This is a genomic window from Daejeonella sp., from assembly GCF_044342615.1.
Taxonomy (GTDB): Bacteria; Bacteroidota; Bacteroidia; order Sphingobacteriales; family Sphingobacteriaceae; genus Daejeonella.
The window spans coordinates 1-22,891 of the sequence record NZ_JBIIPN010000032.1 but is presented as its reverse complement, the minus strand read 5'-3'; the positions used below and the strand labels follow the sequence as shown (position 1 = coordinate 22,891).

Here is a 22,891-nt window from a genome sequence, read left to right as displayed (position 1 = left end):
AGAGACACACGGCCGTGCGTCTCCAACATTATCATTTATTTGATTTGCGGTAGAGACACACTGCCGTGTGTCTCCAACATTATCATTTATTTGATTTGCCGTAGAGACACACGGCCGTGCGTCTCCAACATTATCATTTATTTGATTTGCCGTAGAGACACACGGCCGTGCGTCTCCAACATTATCATTTATTTGATTTGCGGTAGAGACACACTGCCGTGTGTCTCCAACATTATCATTTATTTGATTTGCGATAGAGACACACGGCCGTGTGTCTCTACTAATTTCAACAATGCCATGTAAATGATTAGGCATGATTATAAATTCGTGTGGAATTAATTCTTTTCTAATGTCAAATGATTTAAACCATTCCTGTTCAACGATTTCGCCGAAACTTGATAATTTTGAATGCACATGATCTCCGTAATTTACAATTTCTGCTAGATTACATTCCCTGTTTTGTGTAACAAGGGTCAAAAAATAAAGGGCATTTGCCGAATAATCCCAATCTGGTTTTCGATGTGATGCTATTCTATATTTATTTTTGAATTTGTCCAATTGCGATTTATTTGTTTATTTTATTAAATATAAATAAAATAATTTATCGCAAATAGAAATAAAATGTCGTAGAGACACACGGTCGTGTGTCTCATAAATTATCATTTAATTGAAATGTGATGGGCGGGTAGAGGCACACGGTCGTGTGTCTCTATAACATCATCCAGATCAATTATTTAATATCAAGGAGACACACGGCCGTGTGTCTCTACTTGTGTATACGAACATGATAGATGTTGAAATTTAAACCTACAATGAATTTTTAAAGCCCAAAAACATTATTGTTAAATGGTGTATCAAATATGTTATTACCTGTTTTAGATTGATTTTTTTTTAAATTTTTGATATTTTTAGTAGTTTAGAATATTCAACTATGAAAAAAAAATACCTAATATTCATCATTTATTTTTTATTGATCCTTAATTCTGCAAAATCGCAAAACCGTTATTTCGAATGGATGAATCCCAAAACACATTCGAGAGATCGAATTGATGTAGATAGTAAAACCTACTTTCGCGAGAAACAAGCTGGAATATGGAATAGTATTGGGACTTTTACTCTTGATTCCAATGTATTAGATGATTTACCTCAGAAATTTTCAAGCCAGTTTTTTTATTCAAGTAAACAGGACAGTATTTTATTTACGGTAGCTGGCACAGGCAAGGTGTACCAATTTGATCAAGCTAAAAAACTGCTAACTCGTTTAGATAAAACTTATTCTAAGGGTTATAATTATAATGCCCCACAATTTGTGAGAAATGATACCTTATATAATTTTGGTGGATATGGATTTTGGAGCTATAGTAAGGTTTTGACTTATTATGATCAAACGAATCAAGAATGGCAAAACATTCGGACGGAAAATTTTGGTCCAGAGTCATTTTCGGAAGGATACCAAGGTTATGCTAAACAAAATGATACCTTTTATTCAGGCGCTTCAGAAATAGAGTTAGGTTTAAAAAAATTCAACAGAGTTATTAGTGATAGGCTATATGCTTTTGATTTTAAATCCCTTAAATGGACAGAACTTGGAGAAATAAATTCTTTACTGCCTTTCAAATCCGTTAGAATTGTGTATTGGGATGGCGCACATTTTATTCAAATGCTACCTGATAAAATGTATATCATTGATCCTATAAAAAATGAAGTTTCAGTTGTAGCTAACCCTAAATACTTTCACTTAAAAAGTTTTTATACCGTAGGTGATTCTATTTTTAGTTATTGGGAGAATCAAAAGACACAGGTAAAATTGTCCAAAAAGGCATTGCTTAAAGAAGCCAAGTATATTGGTAAATTTTATGAAGATATCAACTATACACTTTATGGCTATCTCGTTGCAGGCTTATTTCTGATTGGCTTGGGAGCAGTGACTTATTTACGTTTTAAAAAACCTCAACAACATTCGCCAACTATTGTTAAAAACGGACATCATTTCGGGCTCTTAGAGCATATGTTACTTAAGAAATTAATAGAAGCTGAAGCAGATGGACAAGCTACAAAGTTCATTTCTGTAATACAGATTAATGAAATATTAAAGTTAGAGGAAAAAACACCAGAAAATCAGCGCCGAATACGCACCAAATTTCTAAACAATCTTAACATGAAGCTGCTTTTATATTTTCAGGTTCAAGATGCCATAGAACGTTTCCAGTTTGAAGAGGATAAGCGGCTTACTTTATATCGTTTAAAAGATGAGGTGAAGCCAGTATTAATTGCCTTGCTTTAAGTTTTTTTTATAAATTATGCCTGTCGATTCCAAATCTGCAATGAATGTTTATGTGGATTTGGTTGACTAGGATTGCCTGATTTTTATTCGATGATGTTTTCGTAGAGACACACGGCCGTGTGTCTCTGTACCATCATCCAGATCAATTATTTAATATCAAGGAGACACACGGCCGTGTGTCTCTGCCGAAACCCACACAAACAAAAAAACCACCCACGATTTAACGTAAGTGGTTCTTCAATCGTAGCGGGGAGCAGGATCGAACTGCCGACCTCAGGGTTATGAATCCTGCGCTCTAACCATCTGAGCTACCCCGCCAGGGGTATGGTTATATTTTACTATTTGCAATGATTTATCTTAGAGAAAATCAAAAAAATCTAAAGAAAAAAGATTCTTTATGAAGATTTATATTAACAAGCTTCGTAAAACTGTTGCAAATATAGAGTAATTTACTTTTCTTTAGAAAAAAGATGAAAAAAAATCGCCAAGCGATATAAATAATAAAGAAATGGCCGAAAAGATAAAGTTTAATGTAGAGTATGAGATTAAATCGTCTCCTAAAATATTGTTTGGTTTTTTAAATGAACCCAATGGTCTTTCGCAGTGGTTTGCCGATGATGTAACTTATAGAGACCAAGTGTACACCTTTACATGGGATGGAGAAGAGCAAAAAGCAAAATTGCTTTCAATAAAAGAAAATAAATGGGTCAAATTCAAATGGCTTGATGATGAACCTCACTGCTATTTTGAAATGGAAATTGTGCAGGATGAGTTAACCAACGATGTCGCGCTGGCCATTACAGATTTCGCTACTGAAGATGCAATTTCGGATCGTAAACTCATTTGGGATAATCAAATTCAATATTTGATTAGCGTTTTAGGAGCATAGAGATAAATTTTCTCTATTTTTGCAAGGTGAAGAAAGTACACCTATTAGTATTTAAGGCCTTTATAAGGCCTTTTATCGTTACCTTTTTCATTGTCATGTTCGTTTTATTGATGTTATTTTTATTTAAATACATCGATGATCTAATAGGAAAGGGCTTTGAGTGGTACGTAATATTGGAATTGCTGATGTATGCTTCAGCAACCAATGTGGCTATGGCATTACCTCTCGCTATACTTCTCTCCTCCATCATGACTTTCGGTAGCCTTGGCGAGAACTATGAACTCGTAGCCATTAAATCGGCCGGAATTTCCCTGCAAAGAGCCATGATGCCTCTAATTATTGGCGTTAGCATGTTAAGTGTTTCCGCTTTCTTCTTTTCTGATTATATGCTTCCCGTTGCCAATTTGAAAATGGGCTCCCTTTTGTACGATGTTCGTAATCAAAAAGCCGCCTTCCTAATCAAAGAGGGTATTTTTAATAATAGTATACCCGGTTATGCTATCCGTGTGAAGAAAAAAGATCCCGATCAAACTTTGCACGATGTACTTATCTATGAACGGAATACCACTAATGGGAATGTCAATGTGTTGATGGCCAAACAAGGTCAGATGTTTATCACAGATGATAATCAACTCTTAGTTTTAAAGCTGAAAGATGGGAAACGCTATGAGGAGACAGCAGGTACTAGTGGGACCTATAATCCTAGGCAAAGACTCATGAGGACTCAGTTTAAGGAAACCGAACAACGTTTCGACTTGTCTGGTTTTCAGTTAAAACGTACAGACGAAGAACTTTTTAAATCGAATTATGCTATGCTTAACATTAAGCAGCTTAAATTTTATAGAGATTCTTTTAACATGAAAGGGGATAGTAATTTGAGATCAACTTATCGAGATCTTAGTATTCTAGCTCGTACTTATCGTACAGATTCCCTTAATCCTAAAGCTCCAACTGTTTTACTGAAAAAGTATAAAAATGTATTGGATCTAATCCCTACCGACAAGAAGATTGCGTCATTACAAACTGCTAATGAGCAGGTAAGGTCTATCAAAGAGGTTCTAAATAGAAAAGAATTGTTTATCGAAGATAATAATGCCCGAATGAGAGGGTTTTTAATCGAGCTAAATAGAAAATTTACACTAGCGTTTTCTTGTCTGGTACTCTTCTTTATCGGTGCGCCACTGGGTGCTATTATTCGTAAAGGTGGACTAGGCCTACCAGTTGTGATGTCGGTTATGTTTTTCCTCGTTTTTCATATCATTTCAACCATAGGTGAAAAATCTGCTAAAGAGGGAAGTTTAACCCCATTTTTAGGGATGTGGATCGCTATCTTTACTTTAAGTCCGCTAGGAGCCTTTCTTACCTATAAAGCAACCATCGATTCAGCTCTATTCGACCTCGATTTCTATAAACGCTGGTTTAAACAACTTTTTGTGAAAAAAGAAGAGTGATTTGGAGTTGTCGTTTTTTTTGAGTATATTAATAATCGTCTCTGGTCGGTGTTGTCCGTACCAGTCGAGTCCTCAAGCTTTCATTTTCTACTAATCTTTTACTCCTCTCACCATCATACTAGTATTATTCTACACCGGTAAGCGTGGTACGGTGATAACACCAACCACAGGAAATCAGAATGTCTTGATACCAGCAGAATGTACATCTCCGCCCAGCCTGACAACTGACAACTGACAACTGACAACTGACAACGGGCTTCGAGAACCTCAGCCAGCGGTAACTGATAACTAAATTGGAACAATGCTTAAGTAAATTCCTAATTCAATGCAACCCAAGTGTTCAGTCTCATATCTCACATCTCATATCTCACATCTCACATCTCACATCTCACATCTCATATCTCACATCTCATATCTCACATCTCATATCTCACATCTCATCTCTCCCCTCTCACATCTAAAAAAATAAATTGCAAACATCTGACCTATTTACATGTAAATGAAATCTTTGATGCAAAAAAATGCGTAAATTTGCGCCCTATTTACAGCGCTTGTTCTTTCAGATTTAAACATTTCTATCATCTGAAAGAACCTGCAAAACAGGCCAAAATTATGTTTAACACGATTGAAGAAGCAATAAACGATATCAAAGAAGGTAAAGTTATTATTGTTGTTGATGATGAAGACAGAGAAAATGAGGGTGATTTCTTAACAGCAGCTTCTAATGCTACTCCAGAAATTATAAACTTTATGGCTACTCATGGCCGTGGTTTAATCTGTGCGCCACTAACAGTTGAACGTTGTAAAGACCTTCGTCTCGATTTAATGGTTGGTAATAATACAGCAGCATACGAGACTAATTTTACAGTATCAGTCGACCTTATAGGTCATGGTTGTACCACTGGTATTTCAGCTTCCGATCGCTCAAAAACTATTTTAGCCTTAATCGACCCTAAAACTAGTCCCGAAGAACTTGGACGTCCAGGTCATATTTTCCCACTAATCGCCAAACAAGGTGGAGTGCTCCGCAGAGCAGGGCATACCGAAGCAGCAGTTGATTTAGCTACTTTAGCCGGACTTGAACCTGCAGGTGTATTGGTAGAAATACTAAAGGAAGACGGCGAAATGGCTCGCTTACCCGATCTTTTAATCATCGCCAAGCAATTCAATCTTAAAATAATTAGCATTAAGGATTTAATTTCCTACCGCTTAAAAACAGAATCGCTTATCAAAAAAGAGGTTTCTGTGAAATTACCTACGCAATGGGGCGATTTTGAAATGGTAGCCTATTCACAAATCACTACTGGTGATCAGCATTTGGCCCTTATTAAAGGTAGCTGGGAAGAGGATGAGCCTGTTTTAGTGAGGGTACATAGCTCATGCATCACCGGCGATATTTTTGGCTCTTGCCGCTGCGATTGTGGTCCGCAACTTCATAAAGCCATGGAAATGATCGAAAAAGAGGGTAAGGGTGTAATAATTTATATGAATCAGGAAGGTCGTGGTATCGGCTTAATTAATAAATTGCATGCCTATAACCTTCAAGAAAATGGCCTAGATACAGTAGATGCCAATCTGCAATTGGGATTCCCAATGGATCAGCGAGATTATGGTATTGGCGCCCAAATTCTTAGAAGCTTAGGCATTAAAAAAATGAGATTGATGTCTAATAATCCAACAAAACGCTCTGGATTAATTGGATATGGATTAGAAGTTGTTGATAATGTTCCAATTGAAATCCAGTCGAATATTCATAATGAACTTTATCTAAAAACTAAGCGCGATAAGATGGGTCATACCATCATGAAAAATAGCTAATAAGCCTAATCATTCTTAATTTCTGGCTCTTCTGGCTTAATAGCATTAATGTCCTGAAGAGCCTTTTTCTTTTCTTTGATACGCTCTTCTTTTCGCTTTCCCCCAACCAAAATACCCAATAGCTCCTTAAAGCTATCGAAATCTTTGCGGTAAACTAAGCCTACAGCACTAATATATTCGTTGTTTGTAGTAAGATTACTTAAAAAGCTCCTGTTATTTAGTTTATTTGATGCACGAAGAACCCAATCACCATTTTTCTTCAGAAGGTAGATGGCTTCTACTTCGCGAGCAATGAGTGAATTGCCCCCAATTACCGAGAAATCTGAAAATGTACTCGTGCTATTTAGTCTGTTTGTAAATCCACCAGTTAATATTAAACGGTCTTTTAAGAAGCGGAATGATGCTCCAGCTTCATTTAGCGACCTAATATTTAAATCCACAAAATTTAAATTTAATGATTGGGAAAGTATGGCATTTAACTGATTGAAAAACAACTCCGATCCAGCACTGATAACCGTTGATGTAGCGAGTCCTCCAATGCCGTTGCTCTGATCTGCACTGCCGGCAAAAGAACGCCTTACAATTAAGCTCAAAGCCTGCTGATTGGTATTGTTTACATCGCTCAGGTAAGATTGAAGCTCATCCTTAATATAAGCATTAGCAGGGAAATTAATATCAAAAGAAATATTTGGAGTCATTAATGGCCCACTCAAATTCATTACCGCTTCACTAGCAACCTTTTGATTGTCTTCACTAGCCCTGCCTGCTGCTAAATAAAGTGGCGCTATGGCTGTTCTTACCTCATATAATGCTTTTAAATTGATTGTCGCTTCCACAGGATCGCCCGTCCAGCGGATGGATCCTCCCTCACTAATTTTAAATACTTTATTAATGAAGTCTTGTGCCGTAAATTGAAATTTACCACTGCTGATAAGATAATCACCATACATCTCGAAATCGCCAAGTGTAGTAATATTTAAGCTTAATTCTGATTTACCTCTTCCTGTTAGTCTACCCAAATCAGTGAAAATATTTACTTCCGAATTCTCATCCACTTGCAGATTGAAATCCATCGTCAGCCCTTTGAATGAAGTCTCCTTTGGTTTATTTAAACTAGTGTCTGAAGATACAAATGTGATAAAATCATTTTTACTAACCGTGGCAGATGAGTTAAGAGGGATGTTGAAAACGGTTCCAGCTTCAGTTTTCGCATTAATATCAATGCGCATATCGTTTGTGGGTCCGTTAAATCTGAAAAGTCCAGTTCCATAAGCAATACCATAATAAAGTGGATTGTCTTTAGAAGTGGTATTTAAGGCCATAAACTTGTTTGTCCTAATATCTAAATGTATTTCCGGATTGTTTGGATTTGCCATATCAACCGTTCCATTGGCAATAGCCTCATTGTTTTTAATGTCTTTTATCTTCAGGTTTTTCAGTTTTATAATGCTGTTCTCCACCTCAACTTGATCATTAATCCTATAAGGCGTTTTCAGGTAATTAACCGTCATTCCCGCATTAATCAGTGAGAGGCTACCATTTATTTGCGGATTATTAAGTTTGCCGGTAACTCTTAAATCCGCAGATACTTGTCCTTTCATGTTAGATATTAAGTGCTTTAATAAAGGTTGAAAAATAACAACTTCATTATTATTCATCATTAACTTCATGTCCAGATTGTTTTGATCAGGGCTGGCATTATAAGTCCCATCTATTTCTAGATTTTTTCTGCCCTTATCAATAATATCCACTTTAACATTTATCAGATTTGTGGAATTATCTACACCAGCAGTCATATTTAGATCGCCTACCGCTAAATTATTGTAATTAAGGCTATCTATTCTTATTCCTGCTTCTAGTTTTGGTGTCGATTTTAGTGAAGATAAGGTTGCTTTCCCATTCAAAATACCTCCCAAAGTAATACCTAATGGTTTACTTAATGGATTTATAGAAGCGAGCTTAAATTTATTAAATCCTATAAATAGCTCATCATCAGGATTCTCCGAAACTATTCCGTCTATGGTTAGCATTTGATTGTCTTTAAACAACTCAAATCCCGTAATTTTTGTCCGACGGAATAAATTGAAGTCTTCATCCTTCCCTCTACCTTCATCAAAGCTGAAACTTACCTTTTCTTGAATCTTCCAAATTTCGCTGTTAATCAAAATATCGGATGGTAAAATACTTAGCTTAATTCTTTCTTCACCCTCCGCTTTAAACTCCACTAATGAGTTCAAATCCAGTTGGTTAATCGCATTTTTATCGGATAGTTTTACGTTTAGGTTCAAACTGTCATTTCTTAGAATATTAGCAATGTTCACATTCTTGATGTATAAACTATCAGTAATGTCAATCCGTTCGGAGCTGATAAATAGGTTTAGTGCTTCGTCTGTTATACCCTCATCGATAATTAAATCATTGATCTTTATTTTTTTGAATTGGATTAGCTTAACGTATCCATTTAATGTTGCAATATTTTTACTTGAGACAAACTTTCCTGTAAAACTTGCCTGCTCCGGGATTTTTAAATCCGGAATGAAAAGCATGCTTATAGGGTCGAAATACTTAATATTCAAGCTAAAAGTGAAATCTTGTATACCTGGTTTAATAAAGTTTAATCCCGATGCAGGAATATACTTGCTTATTACCGATTTAAAGTATGAAGGAAATGTTTTTAAGTCGTACTGACCTTTAATGCTCGCATCTAAAATGTCTGAACCAATGCTTAATGAACGGTTTGTGCCGGTGCCTTGTGCTCTTAAATTTATTGAATCAACTATAAATGAATTTATTGGATTACTGATTTGAATTCTGTTCGCCGAAACAAAACCCTCAATATTGTCTAAATTAGTCCCAGAAAAATTCGTAACCAACTCAGCATCTAACTGGATGGTATCCTTCGTAAAATTTAATTTTTGAAGGTTTGCAGCCCCAATTAAAGCAGTGAAATTGTATATCGGGTTTTTAGGATTTAAGTCTATTTGCCCATTGAAATCCAGATCTATATTACTGTCTTTTACTTTTACTAGACCCGTAAAAATTTTATTGATAAATTTTCCATCCAAATCAATATTGCTGTATCGGTAATTATTATACTCGAAATATTGAACTTTGCTTTGTATTTTTTCTTGCAAGGTATTGATTTTGAATCCTTTACCATTTATTTTGGCGCTAAAACTTGTTCTTCCTAATTTTGTTAAACCTGCTAATTCGCCCAAGTTAAAATCAATGGCTTTCAATGTTCCTTCATAGCTTGGAACATTATCTTCCCCAAATTTCATGTTTATATCACTAGCTAACCGCCCAGCTTTTGTCTTAAATTCTCCATAGGATATAAAATCATTGATAAATCCTGTAAAACGACCTTTATAGTTAATGGTTCCTAGTTTATTGGTAAATTCAGGTATGAGCGATTTTTTGTTTCCCGTTGCTCTGGAAATGATGAAATCAAGGTCTTTTTTATTGGTAGATATTTGCTCAAAATTCAAATCCATTAAAGTTTCCTTAATCTTTGGCAGACCTTTTATCGAAAAATCTCCTTTTACATAAGTTGCTTGTCCGCTTTGAATTATTAAGTCTTTTGCTTTCAAATTATTTACATATCCAGAAATTTTTCCATTGAATAGAAGTAGAACAGTAGATTTTGCCAAATTAGGTGAGAAAAATGCAACGTCCGAACTATTTAACCTCGAACTCTTGAAATTTGACTCCATGAACACCCTGCTGTTGAACTTATTGAAGTCCTTAAAACTCGAATATTTCATCAAGAAATAATCGCTTATTTTACTGTTTTCGGTTTCAAGAATTAGATCCTTGAATTCCATTTGATTGGTGTCTATTGTTGCATTACTTGTCAGATTTTTTAAATAAAAACCACTTTTTTCTCTGAAAGTCATGTTTTTCACACTCATTTTAGCGAGGTGATTTTTGGTATCAAGGTTAGTGATGATTGTGCTAAAATTACTTAGATAGATATCATCAAAGTTTACACCATTTATAGTTTTTAAATTATTGTAATTCTTGTATTTAAAGGAAATATTGTTCAAAACAACCTTGTCTAAAGCCAAATCAAGGGTTATTGCTTTCTTCTTTTTCTCTTTTTTTGCTGGTTTAAAATAGTTTATAATAAATGTAAGATTCGTACTCCCGTCTTTAAACTGTTTTAAATAGAACTTCCCATTATCCATTCTCACCGATTTGACAGAGATTTTTTTAAGGTCGAATGGTATATAATTTAGCTCAAGCTTAAACTTTGGTGAGAAAAGTAGGGTATCTTTCGCCAAATCTTCTACAAATAGTGAATCTAGCTCAACAGTTTTAAACGATTTAACGTGTAAAGCTCCTACATAAACCTGGGTTTGCCAGTCGCGAGAAAGCTTTTCAGCTGCTTTTTTTGCCAGATATGTTTGTACAGGCTTAAATTGTAGAGAAATAAACAGGCCAATGAGCAACAATAAAAATGTTGTCATCACCCAAAATGCTATTTTTAGTCCTTTTTTGATAAATTTGTATTTAAATAATTTTTAACAATCTTAATTTAAAATTTTGGCAATTATCCTAGGCATTGAGTCTTCTTGTGACGATACTTCTGCATCCATCTGTATTGATGGTAAAATCTGCTCTAATATTATCGCTAATCAGGCTATCCATCAAAAATATGGTGGTGTAATTCCCGAATTGGCCTCAAGGGTTCATCAACAAAACATAATTCCTGCCGTTCATCAGGCAATTGCTGATGCAAAAATACACAAAAATGACATTGATGCGGTTGCTTTTACTCGCGGACCAGGATTATTAGGCTCCTTAATTGTAGGAACATCATTCGCCAAAGCCTTTGCCTTAGCAAATAATCTGCCACTTATTGAGGTAAATCATATGCAGGCGCATATTTTAGCTCATTTTATTGATAATATGCCATCATTCCCATTTATTTGTTTAACTGTTTCTGGTGGGCATACACAAATTGTTTTGGTGAGGGATTATTTTGATATGGAGGTTGTGGGTCAAACAACAGATGATGCTGCTGGCGAAGCTTTTGATAAAACAGCTAAATTGCTTGGCTTGCCTTATCCTGGCGGACCATTAATTGATAAGTATGCTAAAGAGGGCAATAAATTTGCTTTCCAATTCCCTGAGCCACAGATTCCCGGACTTGATTTTAGTTTTAGCGGCTTAAAAACTTCTATCATGTATTTCGTAAGAGATAGGGTAAAAGATGATCCAGATTTCTTGCAAAATAATCTAGCAGATGTGTGTGCATCTGTTCAAGAACGTATTATCTCCATATTGCTTAATAAATTAAAAAAAGCAGCAACTCAATTTGATATTAATAATATCGCTATTGCAGGTGGGGTTTCGGCAAATTCTGGACTTAGAGCTGCACTCAATCAAGTAGCAGTAGAGTTAAATTGGAATGTTTTTATCCCTAAATTTGAATATTGTACCGATAATGCTGCAATGATTGCAATTGCAGGATACTATAAATTTCTAAACAAGGATTTTGTTGGACAAGATGTGGCTCCAATGGCCCGAATGAAGTTTTAATTTTTTTTATGCTTCTCTAAAATTATAAAAAGAAGCTTTACAAATACATATTATGAGCGCAGTAAGTCTTATTTTCTATTTAGTTTTTTTAATTCCTTTAACAGGTTTATTAATTTGGGTAATGCGTCAAGATAAACGCAAAGGTAAAATAGGGCTCTATGTTCTCGCTTTTATTGTAATTGTGGGCGTTTGGTTCATGTACTTCATGACTAAGGGTAAATAGTATACCCTGTCTTTTCTTAGAATTAATCTAGCTCATTTTTTTGTGCTCTAAAATAAATTTGCTTTAAAGTCCTTTATTGCCGAATTTAACATTTAATAATTTTCAAACTACAGAAATTGGTAAGCGCTTAATTGTCATTTGCTTTCCTTTTTCTTGTAAAACCTTTCATTAAATGGAAAAAATCAAATCTTCAGTTCTTGTCTTCTTGGTTATTATTTGTTCCTTGCAAGCTTATACTCAGCCTGTTGAGCAAAATGTAAAGCTTATTATTGCTCCAGATCATCCAAATTGGCAATATAATATTGGTGAAAAAGTCAAATTTAAAGTTTCAGTCCTTCAGTACGGGAATCCCCTGAAAAACGTGAAAGTGAAATATGAACTGGGACCTGAAAGAATGGCTAGTGAAGTGACTGCTGCTCTTGAATTGGAGGATGGTCAACATACCATCATGGGAGGCACCATGAACACTCCAGGTTTTTATCGTTGTACTGTATCCGCCGAAGTTAATGGTAAAACCTATAGAGGTTTGGCTACTGTTGCTTATAACCCTGATAAAATTAAACCTGCAGCGGAAACTGTTCCTTCAGATTTTACACAATTTTGGGATGATTCTAAAGCTGAATTGGCGAAAATTCCTATGGATTCACGTATGACCTTATTGCCTGAACGCTCCACAGAAAAAGTGAATGTTTATCATGTTAGTTTTCAAAATTTTCGCCTAGGGAGCAGAATCTACGGAATTTTGTGTGTTCCTAAAAAGGAAGGGAAATATCCAGCATTGCTTAGAGTCCCAGGGGCTGGTGTAAGACCTTATAATGGGGATGTTGCTACTGCCGAGAAAGGGGTAATCACCTTAGAAATTGGTATCCATGGTGTGCCAGTAACGATGGATCCTAACGTTTATGCTAATCTCGCTGCCGGCGCATTGTCTGGATATCAATCCTCTAATCTCGATGACCGTGATCGTTATTACTATAAAAGGGTTTATATGGGCTGCATTCGCGCCAACGATTTCCTAACTTCTCTTGCACAGTACGACGGTTCTACTTTGGGGGTAACAGGTGGCAGTCAGGGTGGTGCATTGTCTATTATTACCGCTGCTCTTGACTCGCGGGTTAAGTTTTTAGGCGCTTATTATCCAGCCTTGAGTGATTTGACTGGTTTTATGATCGGTCGCGCTGGTGGTTGGCCGCATTTATTTAATAAGGGAAATGCTACGCTTACTAGTACAACAGATAAGATTAAAACTAGCACCTATTATGATGTGGTAAATTTTGCCAAATTGTTGAAAGTGCCAGGAATGTATAGTTGGGGTTTTAACGATGAAACTTGTCCGCCTACATCCATGCATGCCGCTTACAACGTTATTTCAGCGCCAAAAATACTGTTCATAGCTCAGGAAACTGGTCATTGGCTTTACCCTGAGCAGCGTGAAAATATGGAAAGTTGGCTCCATAAACAGCTGAAAGTAAATTAAGCTTTTACCTTTTTGCATAAAAAAAGCCCGCATTATTAATGCGGGCTTTGTAAAAATATTTAAAAAATTACTTTTAAATTTTCAAAGATTATTCTTTTTCTTCAAGCTTATCAGCTGTCACAGTGTCCTTGATTTTAGCTTCAAGCTCATCCATTAAATCTGGGTTATCGAGCAATAATTGCTTTACTGCATCACGCCCCTGACCTAATTTTGTTTCGCCATAGCTAAACCATGAGCCAGCTTTTTTAATAATTTCAAAGTCAACACCTAGGTCAATAATCTCACCCGCCTTCGAAATCCCTTGTCCGAACATAATGTCAAACTCAGCAATTCGGAAAGGTGGCGCCAATTTATTTTTCACAACTTTTACCTTCGCTCTGTTTCCAGAAACCTCATCAGTATCTTTAATTTGTGAAATACGACGTATATCTAAACGCACAGAAGCATAAAATTTAAGTGCATTACCACCTGTTGTAGTTTCAGGGCTGCCAAACATCACACCAATCTTATCACGTAACTGGTTGATGAAAATACAGCAACATCCTGTTTTTGAAATAGTTCCCGTTAATTTACGTAAAGCTTGCGACATTAAACGAGCATGTAAACCCATTTTTGAATCACCCATCTCACCCTCAATCTCAGCTTTTGGCACTAAAGCAGCAACAGAGTCGATTACGATGATGTCAATAGCACCTGAACGTATCAAATTATCTGCAATTTCTAATGCCTGCTCACCATTATCTGGTTGTGAAATCAATAAGTTTTCAATATCAACACCCAGTTTACTAGCATAAAACTTATCAAAAGCATGTTCCGCATCAATAAATGCTGCAATACCACCTTTTTTCTGTGCTTCAGCTATCGCATGGATGGCAAGTGTAGTTTTACCAGAAGATTCCGGACCGTAAATTTCAATAACACGACCCTTTGGTAGTCCGCCAATACCCAATGCAATATCAAGACTTATGGAACCGGTTGAAATAGACTCAATCGCCTCCACTGCATTATCGCCTAATTTCATAACGGTGCCTTTTCCGTATGATTTTTCAAGTTTATCCAGCGTAAGCTGTAAAGCTTTTAATTTATCTGCGTTGCTCATTTTTTTAGTTTATCGTCCTCAAAAATAAAAATTTATTTTATAAATGCTAAAAATTTTATCAAAATGTGTGAATATTTTTAGTAAACGGTTTTCAATATATTGATTAATTGATTATTTTATTCTTGTTTTTTTCTTTTTGCAGCCATTTTCTTCAAAATACTGCCCGTCTTCTTCGCGGCTTGCTTCTTTTTTAATTCGCGCTTCTTTTTTAATTCTAAGGCCTCCGCTTTTTTTAATGCACCCTCTGTCTGACTTTGGGCAAAATATTTGCAAATACTTGATAATGGGCATATTGTGCACTTGGGGCTTCTAGCTAAGCAGGTATACCTGCCATGTAATATTAACCAGTGATGTGCAATGTGTATTTTTTCTTTGGGGAGGAATTCTACTAATTGTTTTTCAACAGCTAGCGGTGTTTTTGCATTTCTTGTTAGTCCGATGCGATTAGATACTCTAAATACATGGGTATCAACAGCCATAGCTGGCGCACTAAACACCACCGATGCAATTACATTGGCTGTTTTTCGGCCTACGCCTGGTAAAGTTTGAAGGTCTTCAATTGATGAGGGTACTTCACTGCCAAAATTATGTACCAGTTTTTCGGCCATCCCAACCAAATGCTTTGCCTTATTGTTAGGGTAACTAACACTACGAATATATCCAAAGACTTCTTCAGAATTGGATTGTGCCAGACTCTCGGGTGTTGGAAATCGCTCAAATAGTTTTGGGGTAACCTGATTGATTCTTTTATCGGTACACTGAGCTGATAATATTACAGCTACCAATAACTGATAGGGGTTTTCATAATGTAATTCGGTCTCAGCTTCCGGTTGATGGGAAGAGAAATATTCAACAAAGGCTTTATATCTGTCTTTTCTTAACACAATACAAATATAGTCCTCATTACCTTAATCATGCTCACAAAAAAGACCAAATTTTTATTTGGTCTTTCTAAATTTATACTGATTTAGAGTAATTTACTATTTTATTTATAATTTCTGGATTAGGATCCTCAAGCAGCGCATTTAAATCGGGCACAATGGATGAATAAAAAGACTGATCCTCAGTATTAAGCTCCTCTAAATTAGGATCAATTTCTGATTTTGTCTCTTGTATAGCATTCGTTTTTGGAGTAGTTATTTCTATCATACGCAATCTCATTTTTAATTAAAACGCATTTAAGATAGGAATGTTTTACATAGAAAATATATTTTTTAAATATTCTTTAATGCCAATTCCTTTGTTTGCATCATTTTCCGTAAATTATTTAAAGCATAGCGCATTCTGCCCAAAGCTGTATTGATACTTACACCCGTGATATCCGAAATTTCTTTGAAACTTAATTCCCCAAAATGACGCATAATTAGGACTTCCTTTTGTTCTGATGGGAGTAAATGAATCAAAGTTCTTAAATCCTTGTGGTTTTGCTCGCGGATAATTTTGTCCTCTGCGTTTTCATCATAAACTTTTATAACATCAAAAATATCGAAACCCTCCACATTGGCTACCATCGGCTTGCGCTTTTCCTTTCTGAAGTGATCTATTACAAGATTATGCGAAATACGTATCACCCACGGTAGAAATTTACCCTCTTCATTGTATTTTGAAGTTTTAAGTGTATTGATAACCTTTATAAAAGCATCTTGGAAAATATCCTCTGCTAAATCGGAATCCTTTACTAAATGATAAATAGAGGTGTATATTTTGGATTTATGTCTACGAATGAGTTCCTCCAGACCCGCTTCATGTCCATTAATATATTGCTGTACCAAATCTTGGTCACTTATCGTACGAATATCAGTAGTACTCATAATTAATTCTTATTGATATAAATAATGAAATCTGTTTGAGTATAGTTTATTCGATAGAATTCCTCCTTTAATTATAAAATGAAAATTGTAATACTTAATTCAAGCAAAAATTTTGCCAAAATCAAATAATAATTGAAATCATTCTAATTTAAGCACTTATAGCCGTATTTTTGCAATTCGAAATATCGGGTTTACCAATATATACGTGTTAAAAGCAGTGTTAAGTTCTACAATGAATAAAGAAGCGGAAAAAGATCCTAAAAAACATATTATTATAAAAGGTGCGAGGGTTCATAATTTAAAGAATATTGATGTCGCAATTCCTAAAAATAAACTGGTTGTCATTACTGGCATGTCTGGTTCTGGAAAATCGTCTTTAGCCTTTGATACGCTTTATGCAGAAGGACAGAGGCGCTATGTAGAAAGTTTATCATCTTATGCCCGCCAGTTTATGGGCCGTATGAATAAGCCTGATGTGGATTATATTAAGGGTATTGCTCCCGCTATTGCCATTGAGCAGAAGGTAATTACAAGCAATCCTCGTTCAACAGTTGGTACTTCCACCGAGATTTACGATTACTTAAAATTGCTATTTTCCCGCATCGGAACAACTATTTCGCCAATTTCGGGTAGAGAGGTTAAAAAAGATACCGTTACCGATGTAATCAATTTTATTTCTACACTTGAGGAGGGGACTTCTGTAACGGTGTCATGCCCTTTACATCCTCATAACGACCGCTCTCTCAAAGAGGAGCTTGCAGTTTTGCTTCAAAAAGGCTTTACTCGTGTTTTAATTAACGATAAACTATCCAAAATTGAGGATATCCTGGATGATCAGTCGACCGGAAATATTAAATCAGGCAATGACGTTGCCATTCAAATTGTAATTGATCGCGTTTCTGTTGCTGATGATGAGGAAACCTTAAGTCGTACAGCTGATTCCATCCAAACGGCTTTTTTTGAAGGTCGTGGTGATTGTTATCTCGATGTAAACGGTCAAAAGCATGTTTTTTGCGATCGTTTTGAACTTGATGGCATCCGGTTTGAAGAACCTTCTCCCAATTTCTTCAGTTTTAACAACCCTTTTGGTGCTTGTAAGCGATGTGAAGGCTATGGCCGAATTGTGGGTATCGATGAGGATCTTGTGGTTCCTGATAAAAGTAAATCTGTTTTTGATGGCGCCATCGCTCCTTGGAGGGGCGAAAAAATGGGCGAATGGCTTAATCGTCTCGTGAAAAATGCACTTAAATTTGATTTTCCTATCCATCGCTCATACAATCAGCTTACAGCAGAGCAGAAACAGCTACTGTGGACCGGTAATCAATATTTTAGTGGATTAGATGATTTTTTTAAGGAGCTAGAAGCTCAAACGTATAAAATACAGTACAGAGTGATGCTTTCCAGATATCGTGGTAAAACGAATTGCCCTGAATGCCTTGGTAGCCGACTCCGACAGGATGCCTCTAACGTCAAAATTGCTGATCATTCGATCACAGATATTGTGCTTATGCCACTTGATAAAGCATTAGATTTTTTCTCAAATCTAGAGCTTGATCCTCTAAAATTAAAAATCTCTAAGCGCTTGCTTATGGAAATTACAAACCGCATCAAATTCTTAAATGATGTGGGATTGAGCTATTTAACCCTCAACAGGTTGTCAAATACGCTTTCTGGAGGTGAATCGCAACGTATAAATTTAGCGACTTCATTAGGTAGTTCTCTTGTAGGATCGGTTTATGTGCTTGATGAGCCTAGTATCGGACTTCATCCTAGAGATACCCAGCGATTAATAGAAGTATTGATGTCGCTTCGTGATGTTGGAAATACCGTTTTAGTGGTTGAACATGAGGAAGAAATCATGAAAGCTGCTGATCATATTATTGATATCGGTCCCGAAGCGGGTACTCACGGTGGTAATTTAATTTTTACGGGGACTTTCTCCGAGATATTAAAATCTGAAGAAAGCCTTACCGGCCAATATTTAAGTGGAAAACAATCTATCGCTATCCCACCAACTCGTAGAAAATGGAGCGATTTTATTGAAATTAAGGGTGCAAGGGAAAATAACCTTCAACATGTGGATGTTAAGTTTCCTCTTAATGTATTGACCGTAGTTTCGGGGGTTTCTGGTTCGGGTAAGACCTCCTTGGTAAAACGTATTTTGCAACCTGCTATACAAAAAGCAATTGGCAATTATTCGGGAGAGCAAACAGGGGCTTACGATTCTATTGATGGCGATTTTAATAAAATTGAACAGGTAGAAATTGTAGATCAAAATCCGATTGGTCGTTCTTCACGCTCTAATCCGGTAACCTATGTAAAAGCCTGGGATGAAATCCGGAATTTATTTGCTTCTCAAGGGGCAGCAAAAGCATCGGGATTAAAGCCTTCGGCATTTTCTTTCAATGTGGAGGGTGGAAGATGTGATGTTTGTCAGGGTGAAGGTGAAGTGAAAATTGAAATGCAGTTTATGGCGGATATCTACCTTCCTTGTGAAGCATGTGATGGAAAACGCTTCAAACAGCATGTGCTGGATGTAACTTATAAGGACAAGAACGTATTTGATGTGCTTGATATGACCATCGATGAGGCACTCGAGTTTTTTCATTCGGAAGCCAAAATTGTCGCAAAAATAAAGCCTCTTGCTGATGTGGGCTTAGGTTATGTTCATTTGGGGCAATCGTCTAACACACTTTCGGGCGGTGAAGCTCAACGTATAAAACTTGCTTCATTCCTCGTAAAGGGCAATAATAGCAGCAAAACTCTCTTTATTTTTGATGAGCCAACTACTGGTCTCCATTTTCATGATATCAAGAAATTACTTAAATCTTTTGATGCCCTCATAGAACAAGGAAATACCATCATCGTGATTGAACACAATATGGATGTAATCAAATGTGCCGATTGGATCATCGATATCGGTCCCGGAGGCGGAAATAATGGAGGTAATGTAGTTTTTGAAGGCCTACCCGAAGATTTAATCAAAGCAGAAAACTCCTTTACAGGAAGCTTCCTGAAAGAACGATTTGAATAAACTAAGGGTGAATAAATCGCTTTTTTCTTGTTTTATTCAGTTTTTATTCGTATATTCTTTTTGTTGAATTCTTTTATTAAGTGATCTGCCATGCGCATATAACCTAAATCTGTTAGGTGTACACCATCAACAGTAGCTTCATTATCCTCGCCAATAGCATTTTTAGCAGTGATGTAGTGTATGTTTTGCATGCCTGATTTTTCTAGTTTCTCAAATTCTGCTTTTAAAGCGTTATTTTTATCTTGAATTAATTTTCTTGTGGCTTCTTCATAAAAGATTTTAGAATATTCAATGTTCTCAACAAATACAATGGGTGTATTTACATTCCGAGCTCTCAAACTGTTTGCAAGTGGTGCAACACGCTCGTAAACTTCAGCAACAGTCATGTTTGGCAGACAGTCAATCACATAATATGAGGCTTTGATGCCGCCAATCACATCTACCACAGCATCTTCCATTTTCCCATTCCCGCTAAAACCTAAATTGATACAATCTACATCCATTTTTCTTGAAATTATAGTCGTATAAGCCATTCCTGTGCGAGATGCACATCCACCTTGAGTGATGCTTGTTCCATAAAAAACAATGGGCAATTTATTGCTAGCCATAGGCTTTTCAATGCTCGCCAGACTGTCAATTCCAATCTCCAATTTAGTCACCCCATCGTAAAGAGGCAGCCAGACTTTAAACTCACGATTTTCTTTCGAAAGGGTGCTTACCAGACCAGCCTCATTATTCTTCCCAGTTGGCTTGCCTGTATTCACATATTTCCATTCTCCATTTACACGTGTGTATAAATCAACTCCTTTGATGCCTGTTTCGGCCATATGGTTCATTCGGGTATCATTTAAAAGATCCCATTTAATCTTTATCTGGCTTGAGTTAGAAAAAAATCTAATCGTAATTCCCGCCGAGTTTTTAGAGAGATCCCAAACCGCTTTTCTTACTTTATCTTTAGATGTAATTGGGAGCCTATCATAGGGACTTTCCTTTTCATTTTCAGGGATACCACTTCCTTCAATTATAAAATGCTCTTTCCCATAATAAATTATTTTATCCTGCTTGGGACTCAAATTTTGTGCGAAAATGTTGCTATTGAAGCAAATTACAAGGAGGGTAAGTAGAATTTTATTCATGTTTTTGTTTTGATTAAATATAGCTGATTTTTTTAATGAGACAATTACTGATAAATAGTTTCAATAATTTATAAAAAGAATTTCCGTTAATTTGTTTTAATAACTATCTTAAATAGAATATGCTTTCAAAAAAGACGCGATATGCAATAAAAGCCCTTGTAATCTTGGGTAAAAATTTTGGTGAAGCACCCATGCAGATCCAAAAAATTGCTTCGGAAGAACATATTCCTAAAAAATTTCTAGAACAAATATTATTGGACCTGAGGAATGCGGGTCTGCTTTTTAGTAAAAAAGGGGCTGGAGGTGGCTACGGGCTAGTAAAGGATCCTGCAGAGATTTTTGTTGTTCAAGTTTTACGCCTTACCGGTGGCCCCGTAGCACTTCTTCCTTGTGTGAGTCTCAATTTTTATCAGCGCTGTGAAGAATGCTCAAATGAAGCAACATGTGGCGTTCGCGATGTGTTTTTGGAAGTTAGAAATGCCACTTTAAAAATTTTAAGTGAGACTAGCATTGCTGATGTAATCCGCCGTGAAGGCCACTTAATTGATAGTTTAAAGGTGTAAATTTTTTTTGAAATAAAGTCTACTAAATCTATATACATTATTCTATTTTTGCAATTGATTTTAATATTCCATCAATATTAGTTCGCTTTTTATTAATAAAAATGTAGGACTATCGATTCTTAATATTTATGCTGTTGAAAAAAGAAGCTGAAATAACAATATTCAAGATTTTAGACTTAATTGCGATAATTTTATTTAATTAGCTCAAAATCCTCAATAAAAATGAAAGAACAATCCAAATTAATTCGTACTCAAGCAGCTCGCTCTACCAATAGAGAACATTCTGTGCCTTTATATCTAACCTCAAGCTTTGTATTTGATGATGCAGAGCATGGAAGAGCAATGTTTGCTGATGAAATTGAGGGAAATATTTATTCTCGTTATTCTAATCCAAATACAACTGAATTTATTGAAAAAGTGCGTGATTTTGAAGGTGCTGAAGCAGGTTTAGCTTTTTCTTCGGGAATGGCAGCAGTTTTTGCCTCCATTGCCGGACTATTACGCAGTGGTGATCATATTGTGGCTTTTCGTTCTATTTTCGGTTCTACTCATCAACTTTTTACAGCTTTATTGCCTCGTTGGGGAATTACAACCACTTACGTAGATGCATCTAAACCAGAAGAGTTTGAAGCTGCATTACGTCCTGAAACGAAAATGGTTTTCCTAGAAACACCATCAAATCCTGGTTTGGAGCTGGTAGATTTAGAATGGCTTGGACAGCTAAAGAAAAAGCACAACTTCATTCTGAACGTCGATAATTGCTTTGCCACACCATATTTACAAAAACCTATTCATTTTGGTGCCGATTTGGTGAGTCACTCGGCTACAAAATACATGGACGGACAAGGTAGAGTACTAGGTGGAGTGGTGGTTGGTCGCAAGGATTTGATGAAGGAACTTATGTTTTTCATCCGCCATACAGGCCCCGCAATGTCGGCTTTTAACGCATGGACCATCTCCAAAAGTCTTGAGACACTTTCTGTACGTATGGATAGACATTGTTCAAATGCATTAAAAGTGGCCGAAACGCTTGAGCAACATCCCGAAGTGGAAATTGTTCGTTATCCTTTCTTGCCTTCACATCCACAATATGAATTGGCAAAACGCCAGATGAAGCAAGGTGGTGGAATTGTCACGTTCATTGTAAAAGGCGGTTTTGATCGTGCAAAGCGATTTATGGATGCACTTCAAATGATCTGTTTATCACCAAACTTAGGGGATACCCGTTCGATTGTTACTCATCCCGCATCCACAACTCATTCTAAATTAAGTGATGCTGAGCGCGCTCAAATAGGAATTTATCCTGGGAGTATACGTATTTCTGTCGGTTTAGAGGATATTGATGATATTTTGAATGATTTAACGAATGCACTTAATCAATCAATCAATTAAAAAAATGGATAAATCGGTCGAAATACTAGCAGAAATAGCGGGTCTAAGCATCGAAAAATCGCTTCAAGCATTGGTAGAACGTTTTCCAGGGGAAATTATATTTTCAACGAGTTTTGGCTGGGAAGATCAGGTGATTTCTCACATTATTTTTACTAATAAATTAGATATTA

Annotated in this window: 16 protein-coding genes, 1 tRNA gene and 1 pseudogene; 10 read left to right on the top strand and 8 right to left on the bottom strand. The window is 36.2% G+C overall.

The annotated features are described in order from the left end of the window. A pseudogene (locus tag ACIQ0D_RS04625) lies at positions 1-558 on the bottom strand (hypothetical protein); the annotation flags it as partial. A gap of 373 nt (positions 559-931) precedes the next feature. Between ACIQ0D_RS04625 and ACIQ0D_RS04620 the strand changes: the two are divergent. Continuing rightward, positions 932-2,284, top strand: a complete 1,353-nt coding sequence (locus ACIQ0D_RS04620) for a hypothetical protein (RefSeq protein WP_395803393.1) — start codon at positions 932-934, stop codon at positions 2,282-2,284. Between the two features lie 244 nt (positions 2,285-2,528). Here the strand turns inward: ACIQ0D_RS04620 and ACIQ0D_RS04615 are convergent. Beyond that, a tRNA-Met gene (locus tag ACIQ0D_RS04615) sits at positions 2,529-2,602 on the bottom strand. 190 nt (positions 2,603-2,792) lie between these two features. Between ACIQ0D_RS04615 and ACIQ0D_RS04610 the strand changes: the two genes are divergently transcribed. The 3 genes from ACIQ0D_RS04610 to ACIQ0D_RS04600 all read left to right on the top strand — a co-directional run bounded on the left by ACIQ0D_RS04610 (position 2,793) and on the right by ACIQ0D_RS04600 (position 6,442). Then, entirely contained in the window at positions 2,793-3,173 is a 381-nt protein-coding gene (locus ACIQ0D_RS04610) for an START-like domain-containing protein (RefSeq protein ID WP_395803392.1), read from the top strand. A gap of 26 nt (positions 3,174-3,199) precedes the next feature. After that, positions 3,200-4,624: an LptF/LptG family permease gene (locus ACIQ0D_RS04605; RefSeq protein WP_395803391.1), complete on the top strand. Its 1,425-nt coding sequence runs from the start codon at positions 3,200-3,202 to the stop codon at positions 4,622-4,624. 609 nt (positions 4,625-5,233) lie between these two features. Further along, entirely contained in the window at positions 5,234-6,442 is a 1,209-nt protein-coding gene (locus ACIQ0D_RS04600; RefSeq protein ID WP_395803394.1) for a bifunctional 3,4-dihydroxy-2-butanone-4-phosphate synthase/GTP cyclohydrolase II, read from the top strand. Between the two features lie 5 nt (positions 6,443-6,447). Here the strand turns inward: ACIQ0D_RS04600 and ACIQ0D_RS04595 are convergent, their stop codons facing one another. Next, the gene (locus ACIQ0D_RS04595) at positions 6,448-10,911 is read right to left on the bottom strand and encodes a translocation/assembly module TamB domain-containing protein (protein ID WP_395803390.1); all 4,464 of its coding nucleotides are present in this window, start codon (positions 10,909-10,911) and stop codon (positions 6,448-6,450) included. 76 nt (positions 10,912-10,987) lie between these two features. Here ACIQ0D_RS04595 and tsaD point away from each other — a divergent pair, with 76 nt between their 5' ends. From tsaD to ACIQ0D_RS04580, 3 genes are all read left to right on the top strand, one after another. Beyond that, complete coding sequence (gene tsaD, locus ACIQ0D_RS04590) at positions 10,988-11,986, top strand: tRNA (adenosine(37)-N6)-threonylcarbamoyltransferase complex transferase subunit TsaD (protein ID WP_395803389.1); 999 nt, start codon at positions 10,988-10,990, stop codon at positions 11,984-11,986. A 52-nt stretch (positions 11,987-12,038) separates the two neighbouring features. Further along, the gene (locus tag ACIQ0D_RS04585) at positions 12,039-12,209 is read left to right on the top strand and encodes a hypothetical protein (RefSeq protein ID WP_395803388.1); all 171 of its coding nucleotides are present in this window, start codon (positions 12,039-12,041) and stop codon (positions 12,207-12,209) included. Positions 12,210-12,381: 172 nt separating this feature from the next. Beyond that, entirely contained in the window at positions 12,382-13,686 is a 1,305-nt protein-coding gene (locus tag ACIQ0D_RS04580) for an acetylxylan esterase (RefSeq protein ID WP_395803387.1), read from the top strand. Between the two features lie 88 nt (positions 13,687-13,774). Here ACIQ0D_RS04580 and recA read toward each other — a convergent pair whose 3' ends face one another. The 4 genes from recA to ACIQ0D_RS04560 all read right to left on the bottom strand — a co-directional run bounded on the left by recA (position 13,775) and on the right by ACIQ0D_RS04560 (position 16,596). Continuing rightward, positions 13,775-14,785, bottom strand: coding sequence for a recombinase RecA (recA, locus tag ACIQ0D_RS04575; protein ID WP_395803386.1), 1,011 nt, complete (start codon positions 14,783-14,785; stop codon positions 13,775-13,777). Positions 14,786-14,901: 116 nt separating this feature from the next. Continuing rightward, complete coding sequence (nth, locus tag ACIQ0D_RS04570; protein WP_395803385.1) at positions 14,902-15,669, bottom strand: endonuclease III; 768 nt, start codon at positions 15,667-15,669, stop codon at positions 14,902-14,904. 73 nt (positions 15,670-15,742) lie between these two features. Continuing rightward, positions 15,743-15,934: a hypothetical protein gene (locus tag ACIQ0D_RS04565; RefSeq protein WP_395803384.1), complete on the bottom strand. Its 192-nt coding sequence runs from the start codon at positions 15,932-15,934 to the stop codon at positions 15,743-15,745. 65 nt (positions 15,935-15,999) lie between these two features. After that, on the bottom strand, positions 16,000-16,596 hold the full coding sequence (locus ACIQ0D_RS04560; protein ID WP_395803383.1) for an RNA polymerase sigma factor: 597 nt from the start codon (positions 16,594-16,596) through the stop codon (positions 16,000-16,002). 232 nt (positions 16,597-16,828) lie between these two features. On the opposite strand from ACIQ0D_RS04560, the gene uvrA reads away from it, so the two are divergent. Beyond that, the gene (uvrA, locus tag ACIQ0D_RS04555; RefSeq protein ID WP_395803382.1) at positions 16,829-19,630 is read left to right on the top strand and encodes an excinuclease ABC subunit UvrA; all 2,802 of its coding nucleotides are present in this window, start codon (positions 16,829-16,831) and stop codon (positions 19,628-19,630) included. Positions 19,631-19,662: 32 nt separating this feature from the next. Here the strand turns inward: uvrA and ACIQ0D_RS04550 are convergent, their stop codons facing one another. Further along, complete coding sequence (locus ACIQ0D_RS04550; RefSeq protein WP_395803381.1) at positions 19,663-20,766, bottom strand: SGNH/GDSL hydrolase family protein; 1,104 nt, start codon at positions 20,764-20,766, stop codon at positions 19,663-19,665. A gap of 119 nt (positions 20,767-20,885) precedes the next feature. Between ACIQ0D_RS04550 and ACIQ0D_RS04545 the strand changes: the two genes are divergently transcribed. After that, positions 20,886-21,329: an RrF2 family transcriptional regulator gene (locus tag ACIQ0D_RS04545; RefSeq protein WP_395803380.1), complete on the top strand. Its 444-nt coding sequence runs from the start codon at positions 20,886-20,888 to the stop codon at positions 21,327-21,329. Positions 21,330-21,551: 222 nt separating this feature from the next. Then, positions 21,552-22,721, top strand: coding sequence for a trans-sulfuration enzyme family protein (locus ACIQ0D_RS04540; RefSeq protein ID WP_395803379.1), 1,170 nt, complete (start codon positions 21,552-21,554; stop codon positions 22,719-22,721). Positions 22,722-22,891 lie beyond the last annotated feature (170 nt).